The sequence below is a fragment of the Vibrio sp. AH4 genome (assembly GCF_030710545.1).
Lineage (GTDB): Bacteria > Pseudomonadota > Gammaproteobacteria > Enterobacterales > Vibrionaceae > Vibrio > Vibrio metoecus.
In genome coordinates this window covers 669835-687570 of the sequence record NZ_JALAIV010000001.1, presented here as the reverse complement: position 1 = coordinate 687570, position 17736 = coordinate 669835, and the positions used below count along the sequence as shown (strand labels likewise).

Here is a 17736-nt window from a genome sequence, read left to right as displayed (position 1 = left end):
TGATACTTCACATATTAGATCATGAAGATAAACACGACCGCCAGTGCTGAGATGATAGTCGCAAAGCCGTAGCAAGCGATTTTCCCTGCCACACCGGTGTGGAATTTCAGGTCATGCATACCGTGGTGAACACGGTGCATGGCATGCCACATTGGTAGAGCTAAAGTTCCGATGATGAACAATGCGCCAATGATGCTGGTTGCAAAGCTAGCAACACGCTCATAGCTCAGCGCTTCGGCATCAATCACGCCTAGCGGAGCAAGAATGCCCAGCACTAGAACCGTAATCGGGGTGATCATGGCAAACCAAGTGCCACCAGCACCAAACAGGCTCCACCATACGGGTTCGTCTGAACGTTTTGGGTTGGTATTAATCACAATAAGCTCCTTACACCACAATAAGAACGATCAGTGAGATAAAGGCCACGGCCGCCCACTGTGCTAGCACGATGATTTTTTTATCAACCAGTTTGCCGCCTAAACGAATAGGCACGACTTGTGGCATCATGCTGAAGAAGGTTTGCGCATGGAACAAGCTACCCGCCAGTGCCACAATGTTGATCGCAACGATGAGTGGGTTGGCCATAAAATCCAACCAGGTTTGCCATGCTTCAGGGCCTTTCACCAGAGAACCCAAGCCAACGGTTAGGAACAAGGTAAACAGGATCAATGGCAGAACCGTTGCTTCACGCACCATGTAGAAGCGGTAGAAAGGATGATCCTTCCACCAAGTACGTTTCATTTCACGAACATAAGGTTTACGGTTACTCATCCTTAAGCCTCCACTTTCTTCGGTGAACCATCTGGGTTCAACATCGCGATCACGAAGTCTAATGATGACTCCACTTTGCCTTGGTTCACTGCGGCGGCTGGGTCAACGTGTTTTGGACACACTTCTGAACAGTAACCCACGAACGTACAGCCCCAAGCGCCATTTTCACCGTTGATCAGCTTCATACGCTCGGCTTTACCGTTGTCACGGCTGTCGAGGTTGTAGCGATGCGCCAGAGTTAGGGCTGCTGGGCCAATGAACTCTGGGTTCAGGCCGAACTGCGGGCAGGCTGCGTAACACAAACCACAGTTGATACAACCAGCGAACTGTTTGTACTTCGCCATTTGCTCTGGCGTTTGCAGGTTAGTGCCGTCTTCAGGTTTACGATCGTTACCGATGATGTAAGGCTTGATGGCTTCCAGACGTTCAATGAACGGTGTCATATCCACGATCAGGTCTTTCTCAATCGGGAAATTCGCCAGTGGCTCGATTTTTACGCCTTCTGGATAATCACGTAAGAAGCTCTTACACGCCAGTTTTGGCACGCCGTTGACCATGATGCCGCACGATCCACAGATCGCCATACGGCATGACCAGCGGTAAGAAAGATCTTTATCTAAGTGATCTTTCACATAACCAATCGCATCCAGTACCGACATGGTTTCATCAAACGGTACCTCAAAGCGTTGCATGTGTGGCTCTGCATCTTTAGCTGGGTCGTAGCGCAGAATGTCCACTTTTTGAATACGTTGTGCTGACATTAGTTTTGCTCCTCTACGCTTTTTCCGGCCGCTTCAGCTGCCGCAGCTTTTTCTGCTGCCTCACCGTACAGACGCGCTTTTGGCTGCGACTTGGTGATTTTCACTGGGCTGTAATCGATCTTCGGTGTTTGGCCTTCTTGGAAGAACGCCAAAGAGTGCTTGAGGAAATCTACGTCATCACGCTCAGTGCAACCTTCGTCAAGACGTTGGTGTGCGCCGCGAGACTCTTTACGTAGGATAGCTGAGTGAACCATGGCTTCTGCCACGTCCAGACCGTAACCCACTTCAATCGCGTACAGCAGGTCAGTGTTGAACACTTTGCCTTTGTCTTTGATGCTGATGCGCTTGTAACGCTCTTTCAACTCGGCCAGTTTGTTGATGGTTTCTTGCATCAGATCTTCTTGACGGTAGATACCACAGCCCGCTTCCATGGTGTGACCCATTTCAGTACGGATGGTTGCCCAGTTTTCATCGCCTTCTTGTTGCATCAGTGCTGCGATACGATCTTCAACCGCTTTAACTTGAGTCGCGATTGCTGTGTCATTCCAGCCTTTGAATTGTGCTGCGCGCTCAACCGCTTTTTCACCAGCAACGCGACCAAAGACCACAAATTCCGCTAGTGAGTTAGAACCTAAACGGTTCGCACCATGCAGACCCACAGACGCACATTCGCCGACAGCGAACAGACCTTTAATGCGGGTTTCACATTCGCCATTGGTTTCAATACCACCCATGGTGTAGTGCACGGTTGGACGAATTGGAATCGGCTCTTTCGCTGGGTCAACGTTGACATACGCTTTCGCCAGTTCGCAGATAAATGGCAGACGCTCTTGCAGGTATTCTTCACCTAAGTGGCGCAGATCCAGCAGCACAACATCTCCTAATGGGTGTTTAATCGTGTTGCCTTTTTGCTGTTCATGCCAGAACGCTTGGGAAACTTTGTCACGCGGACCCAGTTCCATGTATTTGTTCTTCGGCTGGCCCACTGGAGTTTCAGGTCCCATGCCGTAGTCTTGTAGGTAACGGTAGCCATTTTTGTTGACGATAATACCGCCTTCACCACGACAACCCTCGGTCATCAGAATGCCGGTACCAGGCAGACCCGTTGGATGGTATTGAACGAATTCCATATCACGCAGAGGAACGCCGTGACGGAAAGCCATGGCCATGCCATCACCAGTCACAATACCGCCGTTGGTGTTGCAGTGGTAAACGCGACCCGCACCGCCAGTAGCCAGTACCACAGATTTCGCTTTGATGGTAACCAGTTCACCTTCTGACATGTGAATCGCGATCAAACCTTGGATTTCACCGTTATCAACCAGCAAATCCACCACAAAGTACTCATCCAATCGCTTGATTTGTGGGTACTTCATTGAAGTTTGGAACAGGGTGTGCAGCATGTGGAAGCCGGTTTTATCGGCAGCAAACCATGTGCGCTCAACTTTCATACCGCCGAAGCGACGTACGTTGACTTCACCATTCTCTTTACGGCTCCAAGGACAACCCCATTGCTCCATCTGGATCATTTCGCGGGTTGCATTGGCAACAAAGTATTCAACAACATCCTGTTCACATAGCCAGTCACCACCGCCAACGGTATCGTTGAAGTGGTTATCTAGACTATCTTCATCCTTGATAACTGCTGCGGAGCCACCCTCGGCTGCGACGGTATGAGAACGCATTGGATAAACTTTAGAAATCAGAGCAACTTCTAAATGAGGGTTTGCTTCTGCCGCTGCAATAGCAGTACGAAGACCAGCGCCGCCAGCGCCGATGACTGCGATATCTGTGGTGATAATTTGCACAGTTATCCTCCAGTGTGATTATTTTTATGTGAGGACTGGGTTGAGACCCGGTTCCTGGAATCGTCAGATGCGGTTCAAACGCATGTCACCATGGTTTTCCTGCCATCCTTCCCACCCATTAAGTGGTAGCCGTAGTGTAAAAGAGCTTGAAGAAGGAAAAATTGATTCTGTTGGGTTTTTGCTGTGGTATTGCAAACTTAGGCATACTATTTGCCCTATATGTGACTGGTGTCACAATTGAGTTTGGCTTTTTATTCTGAACGAGTACAATTCGTTATCTCTGTTGATTTGCTGAGCGATATCATGATGACTGCTGACTGGATGCCAACTGCATCAATAAACCAATTAAAACAACGCGCTACCTTACTGCGCCAGATCCGAGAGTTCTTTGCTGAACGTGATGTATTGGAAGTGGAAACCCCAGCCATGAGCCACGCGACGGTAACGGACATTCATTTGCATACTTTTCAAACCGAATTTGTGGGGCCAGGCTATGCACAGGGCCGTTCGCTGCACCTGATGACTAGCCCTGAGTTTCATATGAAGCGTTTATTAGCAGCGGGCAGCGGTTGTATTTATCAACTCGGCAAGGCGTTTCGTAACGAAGAAAATGGTCGTTACCACAATCCCGAATTTACTATGTTGGAATGGTACCGGATCGGTTTTGATCACCATGCTTTAATGGATGAGATGGATGCCTTATTGCAATTGGTGCTGCGCTGTGGCTGTGCCGAGCGTATGACTTACCAAGAAGCATTTTTGAATGTGCTTGGTGTTTGTCCACTCGAAGGCGAGATGCGTGAGTTAAAACAAGTCGCAGCAACGCTAGGGTTAAGTGACATTGCCGAGCCTGAAGAGGATCGTGACACCTTATTGCAACTGCTGTTTAGCATTGGGATTGAGCCGAAAATCGGTCAAGTTACACCTGCATTTGTGTATGATTTCCCCGCTTCGCAAGCGGCGTTGGCCAAAATTAATCCAGCAGACCCACGTGTAGCCGACCGTTTTGAAGTCTATTTCAAAGGGATTGAACTGGCTAACGGTTTCCATGAATTGGATAACCCAGCAGAACAGCTTGCCCGCTTTAAAGCCGATAACGCCAAACGTTTAGAAATGGGCTTAGCAGAGCAACCGATCGATTATCATTTGATCGCAGCGTTGGAAGCGGGTTTGCCTGAGTGCGCCGGTGTGGCGTTGGGCATCGATCGTCTGATTATGTTGGCGTTGGATGAAGACCATATTGATAAGGTCACTGCGTTTCCATTTCCACGAGCCTGATCGGTTTCTCAGTTTGCAACATATTCACCCTTTGCAGACCCGGTTTTAACGAGGTAAGCGCTCGCGTCATGCAGCCAACCTCGTTATACTCCTTGTCTGATTTGAATCCCCATTGCAAGAGCACAGGATATGCAAGAGTACATTGAGTTTTTCCAGCACAATATGATCCTTTCACTGGCTTGGATCGGTATTTTGGTGGCGCTAATTGCCAGCATTTATAAATCGGCCACCGCGGCTTACCAAGAAGTGACCGCCACCCAAGCGACCCATCTGATCAACCGTGAAAACGGCATCGTGGTTGATATTCGTAGTAAAGATGAATTCAAACAAGGCCACATTACCGACGCAATTCACATTTTGCCGTCAGACATTAAGGCTGGAAACTTGGCAGGACTTGAAAGCCACAAAACGAGCCCCATTATCGTGGTATGCAAAACGGGTCAAACTGCACGTGAAAGTGCTGATCTACTGACCAAAGCCGGATTTGAGAAGGTGAGCCTTCTGAAAAATGGCCTGATTGCTTGGAATGAAGCTAACCTGCCTTTGGTACGCGGTAAACGCTAAATCCTTAGAGCACCCCGTCGGCGCTGATGAAAAGATCAGCGCTTGACGCTCAGAGTTGTGATATCTACCACGTAATGGCTTGCCCACCTAGTGATCATTCACACTCTCAGTTAGTCTCAGGACACATTGACCTTTGAATCAAATTATCTGAATTAAGGATGAAACCATGGCTGAAGCAGCACAAGCCCCGCAACAACAGTTTGCTATCCAACGTATCTATCTGAAAGATGTCTCTTTCGAAGCACCAAACTCACCAGTGATGTTCCAAAAAGAATGGAATCCTGATGTGAAACTGGATCTGGACACGCAAAGCCGTGAACTGGGTGAAGGTGTTTACGAAGTGGTTCTGCGTCTGACCGTAACCGTGAAAAACGCAGAAGAAACCGCATTCCTGTGTGAAGTGCAACAAGCGGGCATCTTCAGTGCAGAGCAGATGGAAGCGGGCCAATTGGCACATTGCTTGGGTGCTTTCTGCCCGAACATCCTGTTCCCATACGCACGTGAAACCATTTCAAGCCTCGTAGTGAAAGGTACTTTCCCACAACTGAACTTGGCTCCAGTCAACTTTGACGCGCTGTTCATGAACTACCTACAACAGCAAGCTCAAGAAGGCGCAACGGCGAACGCATAATTCGCACGATTGAGTTTTCACTACAGCAAAATGCACAGCGCCACCGCGATGTGCATTTTTTGTTTATCATTCGAGTATTGGTTTTTGCAGTCTTTATCTAACAGATGGGGCGTGAATCGGGTGCAGACTGCAATAGCCTATGTTTGGGTATAGAATAGAGCACAACTTCGTTATCGATAGGCGGAACAATGAGCGAAACACAGAACCACAATAGCTACGGAAAACCTGTTGAAATGACCGTGATAGGTGCGGGCTCCTACGGTACCTCACTGGCGATCTCTTTGGCGCGCAATGGCGCGAATATCGTCCTGTGGGGACATGATGCAGAGCATATGGCGCGCCTTGACGCTGACCGCGCTAACCATGAATTTTTGCCCGGAATTGCTTTTCCTGACACTCTGATTATCGAAACAGACCTACAAAAAGCCGTGCAAGCTAGCCGTGATCTGCTAGTGGTGGTGCCTAGCCATGTGTTTGGTATCGTGTTGAAAAGTTTACAGCCACATCTGCGTGCTGATAGCCGCATTTGTTGGGCAACCAAAGGGCTAGAGCCCGAAACTGGACGTCTACTCCAAGATGTCGCCCATGATGTGCTGGGGGATAGCTATCCACTCGCGGTACTGTCTGGGCCTACCTTTGCTAAAGAGTTGGCGATGGGCATGCCAACCGCGATTTCAGTGGCCTCTCCGGATGTGCAATTTGTACGCGACCTGCAAGAGAAGATCCATTGCAGCAAAACCTTCCGCGTGTACGCCAACAGTGACTTTATCGGTATGCAGCTTGGCGGTGCGGTAAAAAACGTGATTGCGATTGGTGCGGGGATGTCCGATGGCATTGGCTTTGGCGCGAATGCACGTACAGCCCTTATCACTCGTGGTTTGGCTGAAATGACGCGTTTAGGCGCCGCCTTAGGTGCGCAACCGGAAACCTTTATGGGTATGGCCGGATTGGGTGATTTAGTTCTGACCTGTACTGACAACCAGTCGCGTAACCGTCGTTTTGGTTTGGCACTGGGTCAAGGTAAAGATGTGGATACCGCGCAAACCGATATCGGCCAAGTCGTTGAAGGGTATCGCAACACCAAAGAAGTGTGGATGCTGGCAAAACGCATGGGCGTTGAGATGCCGATAGTTGAACAAATTTACCAAGTATTGTATCAAGGAAAAGATGCGCGACTCGCGGCTCAGGATCTGCTGGCGCGAGATAAGAAGATGGAGCGTTAATCCGCAGCGCAAGAGATGGAATTGAATCGATAGGGTATAGCTTGCCCGATCTTGATTAGGACAGAGTAAGTCATGAAACAGTGCGCACACACCAAGGTCTGGCAAACCATTGTTGCTGAAGCTCGCGAGCAATCAGAGCAGGAGCCGATGCTCGCCAGTTTTTATCACGCCACCATTATTAAACACGACAGTTTAAGATCGGCGCTGAGCTACATTCTCGCCAACCGTTTGAACACGGCTTCTATGCCGGCTATGGCGGTGCGCGAAGTGATCGAAGAAGCGTTTGCAGCTGATCCCAAGATTACTGAAGCGGCGGCATGTGATATCTGCGCGACCGTGAACCGAGATCCGGCAGTTTCGATGTACTCTATGCCGCTGCTGTATCTCAAAGGTTACCACGCTCTACAGGGCTATCGGGTCGCGAACTGGTTATGGCAACAAGGGCGTAAGGCTCTTGCCACTTATTTCCAAAATCAGATTTCGGTCGCTTGTCAGGTGGATATTCATCCAGCCGCGCGTATTGGTCGCGGCATCATGCTCGATCACGCGACGGGCATTGTGATTGGTGAAACCGCCGTAGTCGAAGATGATGTCTCGATTTTGCAGGACGTCACGCTTGGCGGTACAGGTAAAGAGTGCGGCGATCGCCACCCGAAAATTCGTGAGGGGGTGATGATTGGTGCGGGTGCGAAGATCTTAGGCAACATCGAAGTGGGAGAAGGAGCGAAAATTGGCTCTGGCTCCGTGGTACTGCAAGCGGTACCGCCACATACCACCGTTGCGGGAGTGCCGGCTCGTGTGGTTGGTCGCCCACAATCGGATAAGCCTTCTCTGGATATGGATCAGCAGTTTAATGGCCGCTCACAGACCTTTATTGGTGGTGATGGCATTTAACGCCCTATCCCTGAATGACTCCAAATAAAAAAGGATGATGGTGACATCATCCTTTTTCACATCAGCAGGTTGCGTGGGCTTATGCCATCGCGTTCAATTCTGCCAACACTTCGTCCGCCCATTGAATCCATGCTTGGCGAACCAGTAAATTACGACGTAGCGTTAAACGCTCTAAACGTTGCTGCTTATCTAACACGGAAGGGTTCGCGTAGTAAGCGGCTTCGATTTCCTGATAATGAGCGACCAGTTTGCGCGACTCTTCAACCAGTTCAGCCAATTGCAGACGGTAAGGTTCCGCTGATTGTACTGAGCAAGCCATCAATTTAGCGCTGAACTCGTCACGCACGGTTGGGTGTGCGGTTGGTTGATCAAACCACTCACCTAAAGCGCTGCGACCAGCTTGGGTAATAGAATAAACCTTGCGATCTGGTTTGCCTTCCTGTGGTTCCAGAACACAAGTTACTAAACCCTGTTCCCCCATTTTATTGAGTTCACGATATACCTGCTGATGACTGGCTTTCCAGAAGTAGCCAATGCTGGCAGAAAATTCTTTTGTTATATCGTACCCGGTTGCATCGCGTGTGCTAAGAACAGTAAGGATAACGTGTGGTAATGACATGTCTTCAATCCAAAAATTAAGTCAACATAAACTTCTATCTAAACGTCTGTTGTGCTTCTTGTGGCACTCATATCAGTTCGTTTAAATACCCGCAGCTCAACGTTCTGGCTGCTTATGTCACCTTATAAAGCCGGTTATCACCTAGATTGGCGTATGTCTTTGCATACTTTGACTGTGAAATTGGTTTGCAGTACTTATCACAGAGGGGACGTAGTATATCTAAATAATAAGCATAAAGTGGAATACAAATGTGTCTGATAAATAAAAAACTGACATTATTCTCAATAATACGAAAATGTAAAACAAAAGGCCGCCAAGTTGCAGCCTTTTGGTTTTTTATACTGACATTTTGCGATTTGTTAACCAGTATTGCGCATTCCCGCCGCAATTCCCGCGATAGTCACCATCAAGGCTTCTTCAAGCTCTGGTGCTAAGTGCTCCGATTGGCGAGTGCGATACAGCAGTTCGGCTTGCAGCATGTTGAGTGGTTCCACGTAAATATTGCGCAGGCGAATCGATTCTTGTCCCCAAGGATCGCTTTGCATCAGGTTCTCGTTGTTTTCCACATTGAGCACCGTTTTGATGTCTTTTTGCAGTTGCGCCCGCAGTTTTTCACCGAGTGGACGCAAAGCAGGCTCGACTAAACGCTCATCGTAGTAACGGGCAATTTCCGCGCTGCACTTGGTGTACACCATCTCAAGCATACCGAGGCGAGTTGAGAAGAATGGCCATTCGCGGCACATCTCTTCAAGTAGCGCTTGGTGGCCTTTATCAATCGAGAATTGAATCGCTTCACCTGCCCCTAGCCATGCCGGCAATACTAAGCGGTTTTGGCTCCATGAGAAAATCCATGGGATCGCACGCAAGCTTTCTACGCCACCGTTAGGATTACGTTTTGATGGACGTGAACCGAGTGGCAGTTTGCCCAATTCTAGCTCTGGTGTGGCTTGACGGAAATAAGGAACAAAATCTGGCTCTCCACGCACTACATGGCGATAGGCTTCACAAGACACTTCCGACAGCACATCCATTAGATCGCGCCATTCTTGTTTTGGCTCTGGTGGTGGCAGTAGGTTGGCTTCCAAAATCGCACTGGCGTACATGTTGAAGCTGTTCACCGCTACTTCAGGCAGACCCAGTTTAAAGCGGATCATTTCGCCTTGTTCTGTTACACGCAGGCCGCCCTTTAAGCTCTTTGGTGGCTGAGAAAGCAGTGCTGCATGCGCAGGAGCACCGCCACGGCCAATCGTGCCGCCGCGGCCATGAAACAGCGTCAGCTCAATGCCGGCTTCTTCACTGACTTTGACTAAGGCATCCATTGCGCGGTACTGCGCCCAACCCGCCGCCATGACGCCGGCATCTTTCGCTGAGTCTGAGTAACCAATCATCACCATTTGGTGGTTCTGAATAAAGCCGCGATACAGATCGATACTCATCAACTGACGGATCACTGATTCGGCGTTGTTCAAGTCATCTAAGGTCTCAAACAGCGGGCAGACATCCATACGATAAGGGCATCCCGCTTCTTGCAGTAGCAGGTGAACTGCGAGGACATCCGATGCAGTACGTGCCATCGAAATCACATACGCACCAAACGCATCTTTGGATTGCGCTGCAATTATCTTACAGGTATCCAGCACTTCTTTGACGGGTTCTGAAGGTTGCCAATCCCGCGGAAGTAGAGGGCGCTTGGAGTTAAGCTCGGTGGTCAGGAAGGCGATCTTGTCTTGCTCGCTCCACTGATTGTAATCACCGATGCCGAGATGACGGGTCAGTTCTGAGATCACTTCTGCATGGCGTGAACTTTCTTGACGAATATCGAGACGCACCAGATGCACGCCAAACGCTTTGATGCGACGCAGAGTATCGAGCAGTGAGCCATCAGCAATCACGCCCATGCCACACTCATGCAGTGATTGGTAACAGGCGTAAAGTGGCTCCCATAGCTGATCAACATTTTGCAACGGTGCTTTCACTGCCAGTTTTTGACCGTTCAGTTTGGCTTCAAGAATATCAATCGTCTCTTGCAGCAAACCGCGCAGCTGTTTGAGGATAGCGCGATAAGGTTCGTGTTCTTCGCCCGCTAATACGCGGACTGCCTCATTACACTTGGTCATCGAAAGTTCACTGACCAGCTCATTGATGTCGGTCAGATAAAGGTCTGCGGCTTTCCAACGTGACAGCAATAGCACTTCGCGAGTGATAGTGTGGGTCACAAAGGGGTTACCATCGCGATCTCCTCCCATCCATGATGAGAAATGCACAGGGCGTGCATCAATCGGTAGGCCTTCTCCTAAGTGCGATTTCACTTGCTCATCCAGCTCGCGCAGAAACTCTGGCACGGCATTCCACAGCGAATTCTCCACCACCGCAAAGCCCCATTTGGCTTCATCCAGTGGTGTTGGACGTTGCTGACGGATCACATCTGAGTGCCAGCTTTGAGCGATTAGCTGCTCAAGACGACGCTCGGTTTTATGGCGCTCTTTTGAAGAGAGTTCGCTCAGTTCGAGTTTGGACAAGCACTCGTTAATTTTGACCAGCTTGTTGATCATGGTGCGACGAGTGATCTCAGTTGGGTGAGCGGTTAATACCAACTCAATGTTGAGATCACGAATGGCTTGTGCGGTGTCGAATTTACTGACCGAGTTTTGCGCGAGTTTGGCAAATAAGCTACCGATCGCATCCAGCTCATTCACGTGGCTCTCACAGTGGCGAGAGATGGTGTGATACTGCTCGGCAATATTGGTCAGGTTTAGGAATTGGTTAAAGGCGCGAGCAACTGGGGTTAGTTGGTGATTGGGAAGATTTTTGATCTCTTCGATGAGGAGCTCGCGGTCTGCTTGGTTGCCAGTTCTGGCGGATTTCGAAAGTTTTCGGATGGTTTCCACTTTCTCCAAAATAACGTCACCATCGGCGGCTTGAATCGTCTGGCCGAGTAGTCGTCCTAACATGCTTACGTTACTTTTGAGCGCAGCGTATTTTTCGTTCATTGTCATCCTGCCTTGAAAAAAAATTACATCCAGTGTGAGTCCAGTTAATTACACAATCTTGACCATTTTGTCCAGTGGGCTTGCTGTTAAGACTAAGATTCCATTTATTATCATCCCAGCTTGGTACAGAGATTGTTTAACCAAAAACGTAAAATTGTTGAAAATTTCTTACAAAAAGCCCCAAAACTCGGTTTGGGGCAATCGGTTTAGAAACAATATTTCTGCATGGCGCGTGACAGCACACGCACGGTTGGATCGATGAATTCAAAGGCTAAAAACTCATCCGGCTGATGGGCTTGATCGATCGAACCTGGGCCAAGCACTAACGTTGGGCAAACTTGCTGCAAGAAAGGCGCTTCGGTGCAGTAGTTTACGGTTTGTGCTTCTTGCTCACAGATTTCGCTAATGCCATGAATAAACGGGTGATCATGGGCGCACTCATAACCGGGGATCGGGTCATGCAGCGGGACGAGTTCAATACGTCCCGGCCACTTTTGCTGTACATCACGTAGTGCGTCACGCATCAGGTTATCTAAACCATCTAAGCTAATGCCTGGAAGAGGGCGAACGTCATAATGCAGTTCGCAGCAACCACAAATTCGGTTTGGGCTATCACCACCATGAATGTGACCAAGGTTCAGCGTTGGAGTCGGAATTTCAAATCCCGGATGATGATATTCCTTAATTAAGCGATCGCGCAGCTGCATGAGAGCAAACAACACTTCGTGCATGATCTCAATCGCATTGACGCCTAGAGCTGGATTGGATGAATGGCCGGATTTACCGGTAACACGGATGGCATTCGCCACATGGCCTTTGTGTGCGCGGATCGGCACCAAGCTGGTGGGTTCACCGATGATGCAGTAATCCGGCTTAAACGGGGCGTTTTCGGTAAAGTGGCGCGCACCGAGCATGGTGGTTTCTTCATCGCAGGTCGCGAGTACATATAATGGTTTGGTTTGCTTGCTCCAATCGACGTTTTTCACCGCTTCATAAATAAAGGCGAAGAAACCTTTCATATCCGCGGTTCCTAATCCATAGAAGCGATTATTGGCTTGCGTGAGCGCATGCGGGTTGTAATTCCAGCGGCCTTCATCAAACGGCACAGTATCACTGTGTCCTGCCAATAATAAACCGCCTTCACCGCTACCGAGTTTGGCAATCAAATTCTGCTTATTGGGGGCGACTTGCTCAATCTGAATCGAAAAACCGAGCGCGCTGAGCCAATCGGCTAATTTTGCGATCACCTGCTCATTACCTTCATCCCAGCGCGCATCGGTCGAACTGATTGAAGAGGTTGAAATCAGGCCTTCATAGACCTCAAGGAAACTGGGTAACGGCATTTTATCTTTGCTCCTGCTATTGACAGAGTGTCGGTGAAATTGTAAAACACATATTAAATCACTTTAAGTGAATAAAAAACCAATTAATCGCAATTTTGAAAGATGAATAATCAGCGTTATCCGCTCTCTTTCACCACTTAATACGGATGTTTTTGATGTTAAAAACCACCATCATCGGCGCAAGCGGTTACACCGGAGCAGAACTGGCTCTTATGGTGCACAAGCACCCACAACTCACGCTATCAGGTTTATACGTTTCCGCCAACAGTGTGGATGCGGGCAAATCACTGGCGCAGTTGCATGGTCGAGTGGCTGGGTTGATTGATATGCCAGTGCAAGCCTTGACTGACGTGGATGCTGTTGCGGCCGAGTGTGATGTGGTTTTTCTGGCCACTGCGCATGAAGTGAGTCATGACCTCGCGCCGCAATTTCTCGCTCAAGGCTGTCAGGTGTTTGATCTGTCTGGTGCATTTCGGGTGCAGAGCGAATCGTTTTATCCAACCTTCTATGGCTTTGCGCATCAGCATTCTGAATGGTTAGAAAAAGCGGTGTATGGTCTTGCTGAGTGGAATGCCGAAGCGATCAAAACCAGCCCTATGATTGCCGTTGCGGGTTGCTACCCAACCGCATCGCAACTGGCGATTAAGCCTCTGTTGGCGGATGGGTTAATCGACACGACCCAATGGCCAGTGATTAACGCGGTGAGTGGTGTTTCTGGCGCGGGGCGTAAAGCCACCATGACCAATAGCTTCTGCGAAGTGAGCTTGCAGCCCTACGGTGTGTTTAACCATCGTCATCAGCCAGAAATTGCGACTCACCTAGGCTGTGAAGTGATCTTCACTCCGCATCTTGGCAACTTTAAGCGCGGCATTCTGGCTACCATCACCATGAAGTTGGCGGATGGTGTCACCGAGCAGCAAGTCGCAGAAGCCTTTAGCAAGGCGTATCAAGATAAGCCGTTGGTGCGTTTCAGCAATGGTTTACCACGGATTCAAGATGTCGAGTTCACCCCATTTTGTGACCTCGGCTGGAAGGTACAAGGACGTCACATCATAGTGGTGTCTGCTATCGACAATTTATTGAAAGGCGCATCGAGTCAAGCGATGCAGTGTTTAAATATTCACTACGGTTTCGATGAATTAACCGCGTTGGTGTAAGGGTTCAACATGTCAGATCTTAAGCTCAGTCCTTTAGTGATTAAGTTAGGCGGTGCGGCGCTCGATTGCGCAGAGACACTTAGCAAATTGTTTGGTGCGATTGCCCAATACCAGAACCAAGCCCAACGACGCATCGTGATCGTGCATGGCGGTGGTTATCTGGTCGATGAGTTGATGGCGAAGCTGCAACTCAAATCGGTTAAGAAAGATGGTTTACGCGTTACGCCATACGATCAAATTCCGATCATTGCCGGCGCTCTGGCTGGTACAGCGAACAAGATGCTACAAGGCCAAGCGATCAAAGATGGCATCAATGCTGTCGGTTTGTCACTGGCGGATGGCGGTTTGTGCCATGTCGAGGAGTTAGATCCTGAACTGGGTGCGGTCGGCAAAGCCACGCCGGGCGATTCCACTTTGCTGCAAGCGATTTTGGCAACCGGTGCGATGCCCATCATTAGCTCGATAGGCCTAACTGCGCAGGGGCAGATGATGAACGTCAACGCAGACCAAGCGGCGGTTGCTGTAGCGGGTGCTCTGGATGCGGAATTGGTCCTGCTCTCGGATGTCAGCGGTGTACTGGATGGCAAAGGCCACCTCATCGCCACCTTAGATGTCAAACAAGCGGATGCACTGATTGCTGGCAAAGTCATTACCGACGGCATGATCGTCAAAGTGAAAGCGGCATTGGAAGCGGCGCAAGATTTAGGACGTCCGATTGAAGTGGCTACCTGGCGTTACCCAGAGAAGCTCGCCAAGTTATTTGGCGGCGAAAGCATCGGCACCCGTTTTCTACCTTAAGATTTTAAGTCACTAATTTGATTAAACCTGAGCACTGACCGCCAAGCGCAGAGCCAGGAATATGGAGATACATCAATGAGTAAAGTACAAGTTAAAAAAGTAGTTGTGGCATATTCTGGCGGTCTGGACACGTCGGTGATCATTCCATGGTTAAAAGAAAATTATGACTGTGAAGTGGTGGCGTTTGTGGCTGACGTTGGTCAAGGTGATGAAGAGCTGAAAGGCGTTGAAGCCAAAGCGCTCTCATCGGGGGCCTCGGAATGTTACATCGTTGACCTGAAAGAAGAGTTTGTTAAAGAGTACATCTACCCAACGCTGAAAACCGGCGCTTACTATGAAGGTAAATACCTGCTTGGTACTTCCATGGCGCGTCCGGTGATTGCTAAAGCGCAAGTTGAGATCGCGCGTAAAGTGGGGGCGGATGCACTGGCGCACGGTTGTACTGGTAAAGGTAACGACCAAGTGCGTTTTGAAGGGGCTTTTGCGGCACTGGCTCCAGATCTGCATGTGATTGCGCCTTGGCGTGAGTGGGATCTGCGTAGCCGTGAAGCGTGTTTGGATTACCTTGCCGAGCGCAACATTCCTTGTGCAGCGTCATTGACTAAGATCTACTCGCGTGATGCCAACGCATGGCACGTTTCTACCGAAGGTGGCGTTTTGGAAAGCACATGGAATGCGCCAAACGAAGATTGCTGGGTGTGGACCGTCGATCCTGAGCAAGCGCCTAACGAAGCCGAATATGTCACGCTGCAAGTCGCGCATGGCGAAGTGGTCGCCGTTGATGGTGAAGCCATGACCCCTTACAACGCTTTGCTGTACCTCAACCAAAAAGGTGCGAAGCATGGTGTAGGTCGTATCGACATCGTGGAAAACCGTTTGGTAGGTATGAAATCTCGCGGCTGTTACGAAACCCCAGGAGGCACCATCATCATGGAAGCGCTGCGTGCCGTTGAACAACTGGTGCTGGATAAAACCTCATTCGAATTCCGTGAAGAGCTGGGTATTAAAGCGTCACACCTTGTTTATGATGGTCGTTGGTTCACTCCACTACGTCAGGCCGTATTTGCGGCAGCCGATGAGCTGGCGAAAGATGTCAACGGTGAAGTGGTGATCAAACTGTACAAAGGCCAAGCCGTGGCAACGCAAAAACGTTCGGCTAACAGCCTCTACTCAGAAGATTTCGCGACCTTTGGTGCAGATGAAGTGTATGACCACAGCCACGCAGGCGGCTTCATCCGTCTTTACTCGCTGTCGAGCCGCATCCGCGCTCTGAGCAAAAATAAGCAGTAATCAGCGTAGTCATTCGTTTATAAAATAAGGATCGCACTGCGATCCTTATTTTTCAGTTATCACATTCTGACTGTGGTCGCAGTCAAAGGAAAGCAGGAGATTAAGCATGGCATTATGGGGCGGAAGATTTACCCAAGCGGCAGACAGTCGGTTCAAAGCATTCAATGATTCCTTACGTTTTGACTATCGATTGGCTGAGCAAGATATTGTTGGATCAATCGCTTGGTCAAAAGCCTTGGTCTCCGTCAATGTCTTGAGCGTGCAGGAGCAACAACAGTTAGAGCAGGCGTTAAATCAACTATTGCAATCGGTGCAGCAAGATCCGGAGCAAATCTTAGCGTCTGATGCGGAAGATATTCACTCTTGGGTCGAGCAGAAGCTGATTGAGCAAGTCGGTGATCTCGGTAAAAAACTGCACACAGGGCGTTCGCGTAACGATCAGGTCGCGACCGATCTTAAGCTCTGGTGTCGTGATCAGGGCGTTCATCTGCTGCTTGCTCTGAAAACACTACAACAACAGTTGGTGGCAGTGGCGGCTAAACATCAAGCGACAGTTTTGCCGGGCTACACCCATTTGCAACGCGCGCAACCGGTGACGTTTGCCCATTGGTGTTTAGCTTATTTGGAGATGTTTGAGCGTGATGAATCCCGTTTGACTGATGCTCTAGCGCGTTTAAACACCTCACCGCTTGGTTCTGGGGCATTAGCAGGAACCGCTTACGCGATTGATCGTGAGGTGTTAGCCGCGGATCTTGGTTTCACTCGCGCGACACGTAACTCGCTGGATGCGGTCTCCGATCGCGATCATGTGATGGAGCTGATGTCAGTCGCATCGATCTCTATGCTGCATTTGTCGCGTCTTGCGGAAGATATGATCTTCTACACCACAGGTGAAGCGGGCTTTATTGAATTAGCCGATACGGTGACCTCAGGTTCTTCACTGATGCCACAAAAGAAAAACCCCGATGCTCTGGAGTTGATCCGCGGTAAAACCGGACGCGTCTACGGTGCGTTGGCTGGGATGATGATGACAGTGAAAGCTCTGCCTCTCGCGTACAACAAAGACATGCAAGAAGACAAAGAAGGGTTGTTTGATGCGCTCGACACTTGGTTTGATTGTTTGCAAATGGCGGGACTCTGCTTTGATGGCATTAAAGTGAATGCGGCGCGTACGTTAGAAGCGGCTAAGCAAGGCTACTCAAACGCGACTGAATTGGCAGATTATCTCGTTGCGAAAGGGATTCCATTTCGCGAGGCGCACCATATTGTCGGGGTGGCGGTGGTCGCGGCTATCAGCAAAGGCGTGGCGTTGGAAGAGCTCTCTCTGGCCGAACTGCAACAGTTTTCGCCTTTGATTGAGCAAGATGTCTATTCAATCCTGACTATTGAGTCTTGTTTAGAGAAACGTTGTGCACTGGGTGGGGTATCGCCAAAGCAAGTGGCGCATGCGGTACAACAAGCTCAGACGCGAGTAAAATCTTAAGCAGAGTGTGAATGACGCATTCAATACCGGTGAGTCATAAACAAAAAGTAGTGTGTTAACGGATTGATGAATAAGTGAAAAATCACTTAAGGAAAAAGATCGTAAAAAAGATCATTTTTTTGTGAA

General features: G+C 49.4%; 16 protein-coding genes. 9 read left to right on the top strand and 7 right to left on the bottom strand.

What is annotated here, in order from left to right:
• Positions 1-14 precede the first annotated feature (14 nt).
• The 4 genes from frdD to frdA are packed head-to-tail and all read right to left on the bottom strand — an operon-like array spanning position 15 to position 3340.
• Positions 15-377 (bottom strand): fumarate reductase subunit FrdD, encoded by a 363-nt coding sequence (gene frdD, locus MKA69_RS03310; RefSeq protein WP_000611150.1) that lies wholly within the window; start codon positions 375-377, stop codon positions 15-17.
• 10 nt (positions 378-387) lie between these two features.
• Positions 388-771, bottom strand: a complete 384-nt coding sequence (gene frdC, locus MKA69_RS03305; protein ID WP_000071092.1) for a fumarate reductase subunit FrdC — start codon at positions 769-771, stop codon at positions 388-390.
• A 2-nt stretch (positions 772-773) separates the two neighbouring features.
• Positions 774-1532 (bottom strand): succinate dehydrogenase/fumarate reductase iron-sulfur subunit, encoded by a 759-nt coding sequence (locus MKA69_RS03300; RefSeq protein ID WP_001276015.1) that lies wholly within the window; start codon positions 1530-1532, stop codon positions 774-776.
• Positions 1532-3340, bottom strand: coding sequence for a fumarate reductase (quinol) flavoprotein subunit (gene frdA, locus MKA69_RS03295; protein ID WP_305847497.1), 1809 nt, complete (start codon positions 3338-3340; stop codon positions 1532-1534). The genes MKA69_RS03300 and frdA overlap by 1 nt, the downstream gene beginning before the upstream one ends.
• 306 nt (positions 3341-3646) lie before the next feature.
• Here frdA and epmA point away from each other — a divergent pair, with 306 nt between their 5' ends.
• The 5 genes from epmA to cysE all read left to right on the top strand — a co-directional run bounded on the left by epmA (position 3647) and on the right by cysE (position 7930).
• Positions 3647-4618 carry an elongation factor P--(R)-beta-lysine ligase gene (gene epmA / locus MKA69_RS03290; RefSeq protein ID WP_371131852.1) on the top strand — a complete coding sequence of 324 codons (972 nt, stop codon included), beginning with the start codon at positions 3647-3649 and terminating at the stop codon, positions 4616-4618.
• Positions 4619-4747: 129 nt separating this feature from the next.
• On the top strand, positions 4748-5182 hold the full coding sequence (locus MKA69_RS03285; RefSeq protein ID WP_001158892.1) for a rhodanese-like domain-containing protein: 435 nt from the start codon (positions 4748-4750) through the stop codon (positions 5180-5182).
• Between the two features lie 166 nt (positions 5183-5348).
• Entirely contained in the window at positions 5349-5813 is a 465-nt protein-coding gene (secB, locus tag MKA69_RS03280; RefSeq protein WP_000796509.1) for a protein-export chaperone SecB, read from the top strand.
• A 188-nt stretch (positions 5814-6001) separates the two neighbouring features.
• On the top strand, positions 6002-7036 hold the full coding sequence (gene gpsA, locus MKA69_RS03275) for an NAD(P)H-dependent glycerol-3-phosphate dehydrogenase (RefSeq protein ID WP_305847496.1): 1035 nt from the start codon (positions 6002-6004) through the stop codon (positions 7034-7036).
• Between the two features lie 72 nt (positions 7037-7108).
• The gene (cysE, locus tag MKA69_RS03270; protein ID WP_055027432.1) at positions 7109-7930 is read left to right on the top strand and encodes a serine O-acetyltransferase; all 822 of its coding nucleotides are present in this window, start codon (positions 7109-7111) and stop codon (positions 7928-7930) included.
• Between the two features lie 79 nt (positions 7931-8009).
• Here the strand turns inward: cysE and MKA69_RS03265 are convergent, their stop codons facing one another.
• The 3 genes from MKA69_RS03265 to argE all read right to left on the bottom strand — a co-directional run bounded on the left by MKA69_RS03265 (position 8010) and on the right by argE (position 12882).
• Complete coding sequence (locus tag MKA69_RS03265; protein WP_000056567.1) at positions 8010-8549, bottom strand: PadR family transcriptional regulator; 540 nt, start codon at positions 8547-8549, stop codon at positions 8010-8012.
• Between the two features lie 359 nt (positions 8550-8908).
• Positions 8909-11539 carry a phosphoenolpyruvate carboxylase gene (gene ppc, locus MKA69_RS03260; protein WP_055032066.1) on the bottom strand — a complete coding sequence of 877 codons (2631 nt, stop codon included), beginning with the start codon at positions 11537-11539 and terminating at the stop codon, positions 8909-8911.
• Positions 11540-11745: 206 nt separating this feature from the next.
• A complete protein-coding gene (gene argE / locus MKA69_RS03255; protein ID WP_001130856.1) occupies positions 11746-12882 on the bottom strand; it encodes an acetylornithine deacetylase in 1137 nt (378 codons plus the stop codon).
• Between the two features lie 155 nt (positions 12883-13037).
• Between argE and argC the strand changes: the two genes are divergently transcribed.
• The 4 genes from argC (at position 13038) to argH (ending at position 17610) form a co-directional block, all read left to right on the top strand.
• The gene (argC, locus tag MKA69_RS03250) at positions 13038-14039 is read left to right on the top strand and encodes an N-acetyl-gamma-glutamyl-phosphate reductase (RefSeq protein ID WP_305847495.1); all 1002 of its coding nucleotides are present in this window, start codon (positions 13038-13040) and stop codon (positions 14037-14039) included.
• A 9-nt stretch (positions 14040-14048) separates the two neighbouring features.
• Positions 14049-14837 carry an acetylglutamate kinase gene (argB, locus tag MKA69_RS03245; protein ID WP_001281565.1) on the top strand — a complete coding sequence of 263 codons (789 nt, stop codon included), beginning with the start codon at positions 14049-14051 and terminating at the stop codon, positions 14835-14837.
• 75 nt (positions 14838-14912) lie between these two features.
• Positions 14913-16127 carry an argininosuccinate synthase gene (locus tag MKA69_RS03240; protein WP_000049170.1) on the top strand — a complete coding sequence of 405 codons (1215 nt, stop codon included), beginning with the start codon at positions 14913-14915 and terminating at the stop codon, positions 16125-16127.
• Positions 16128-16233: 106 nt separating this feature from the next.
• Positions 16234-17610, top strand: coding sequence for an argininosuccinate lyase (argH, locus tag MKA69_RS03235; protein ID WP_305847494.1), 1377 nt, complete (start codon positions 16234-16236; stop codon positions 17608-17610).
• The last annotated feature ends 126 nt before the right edge of the window (positions 17611-17736 follow it).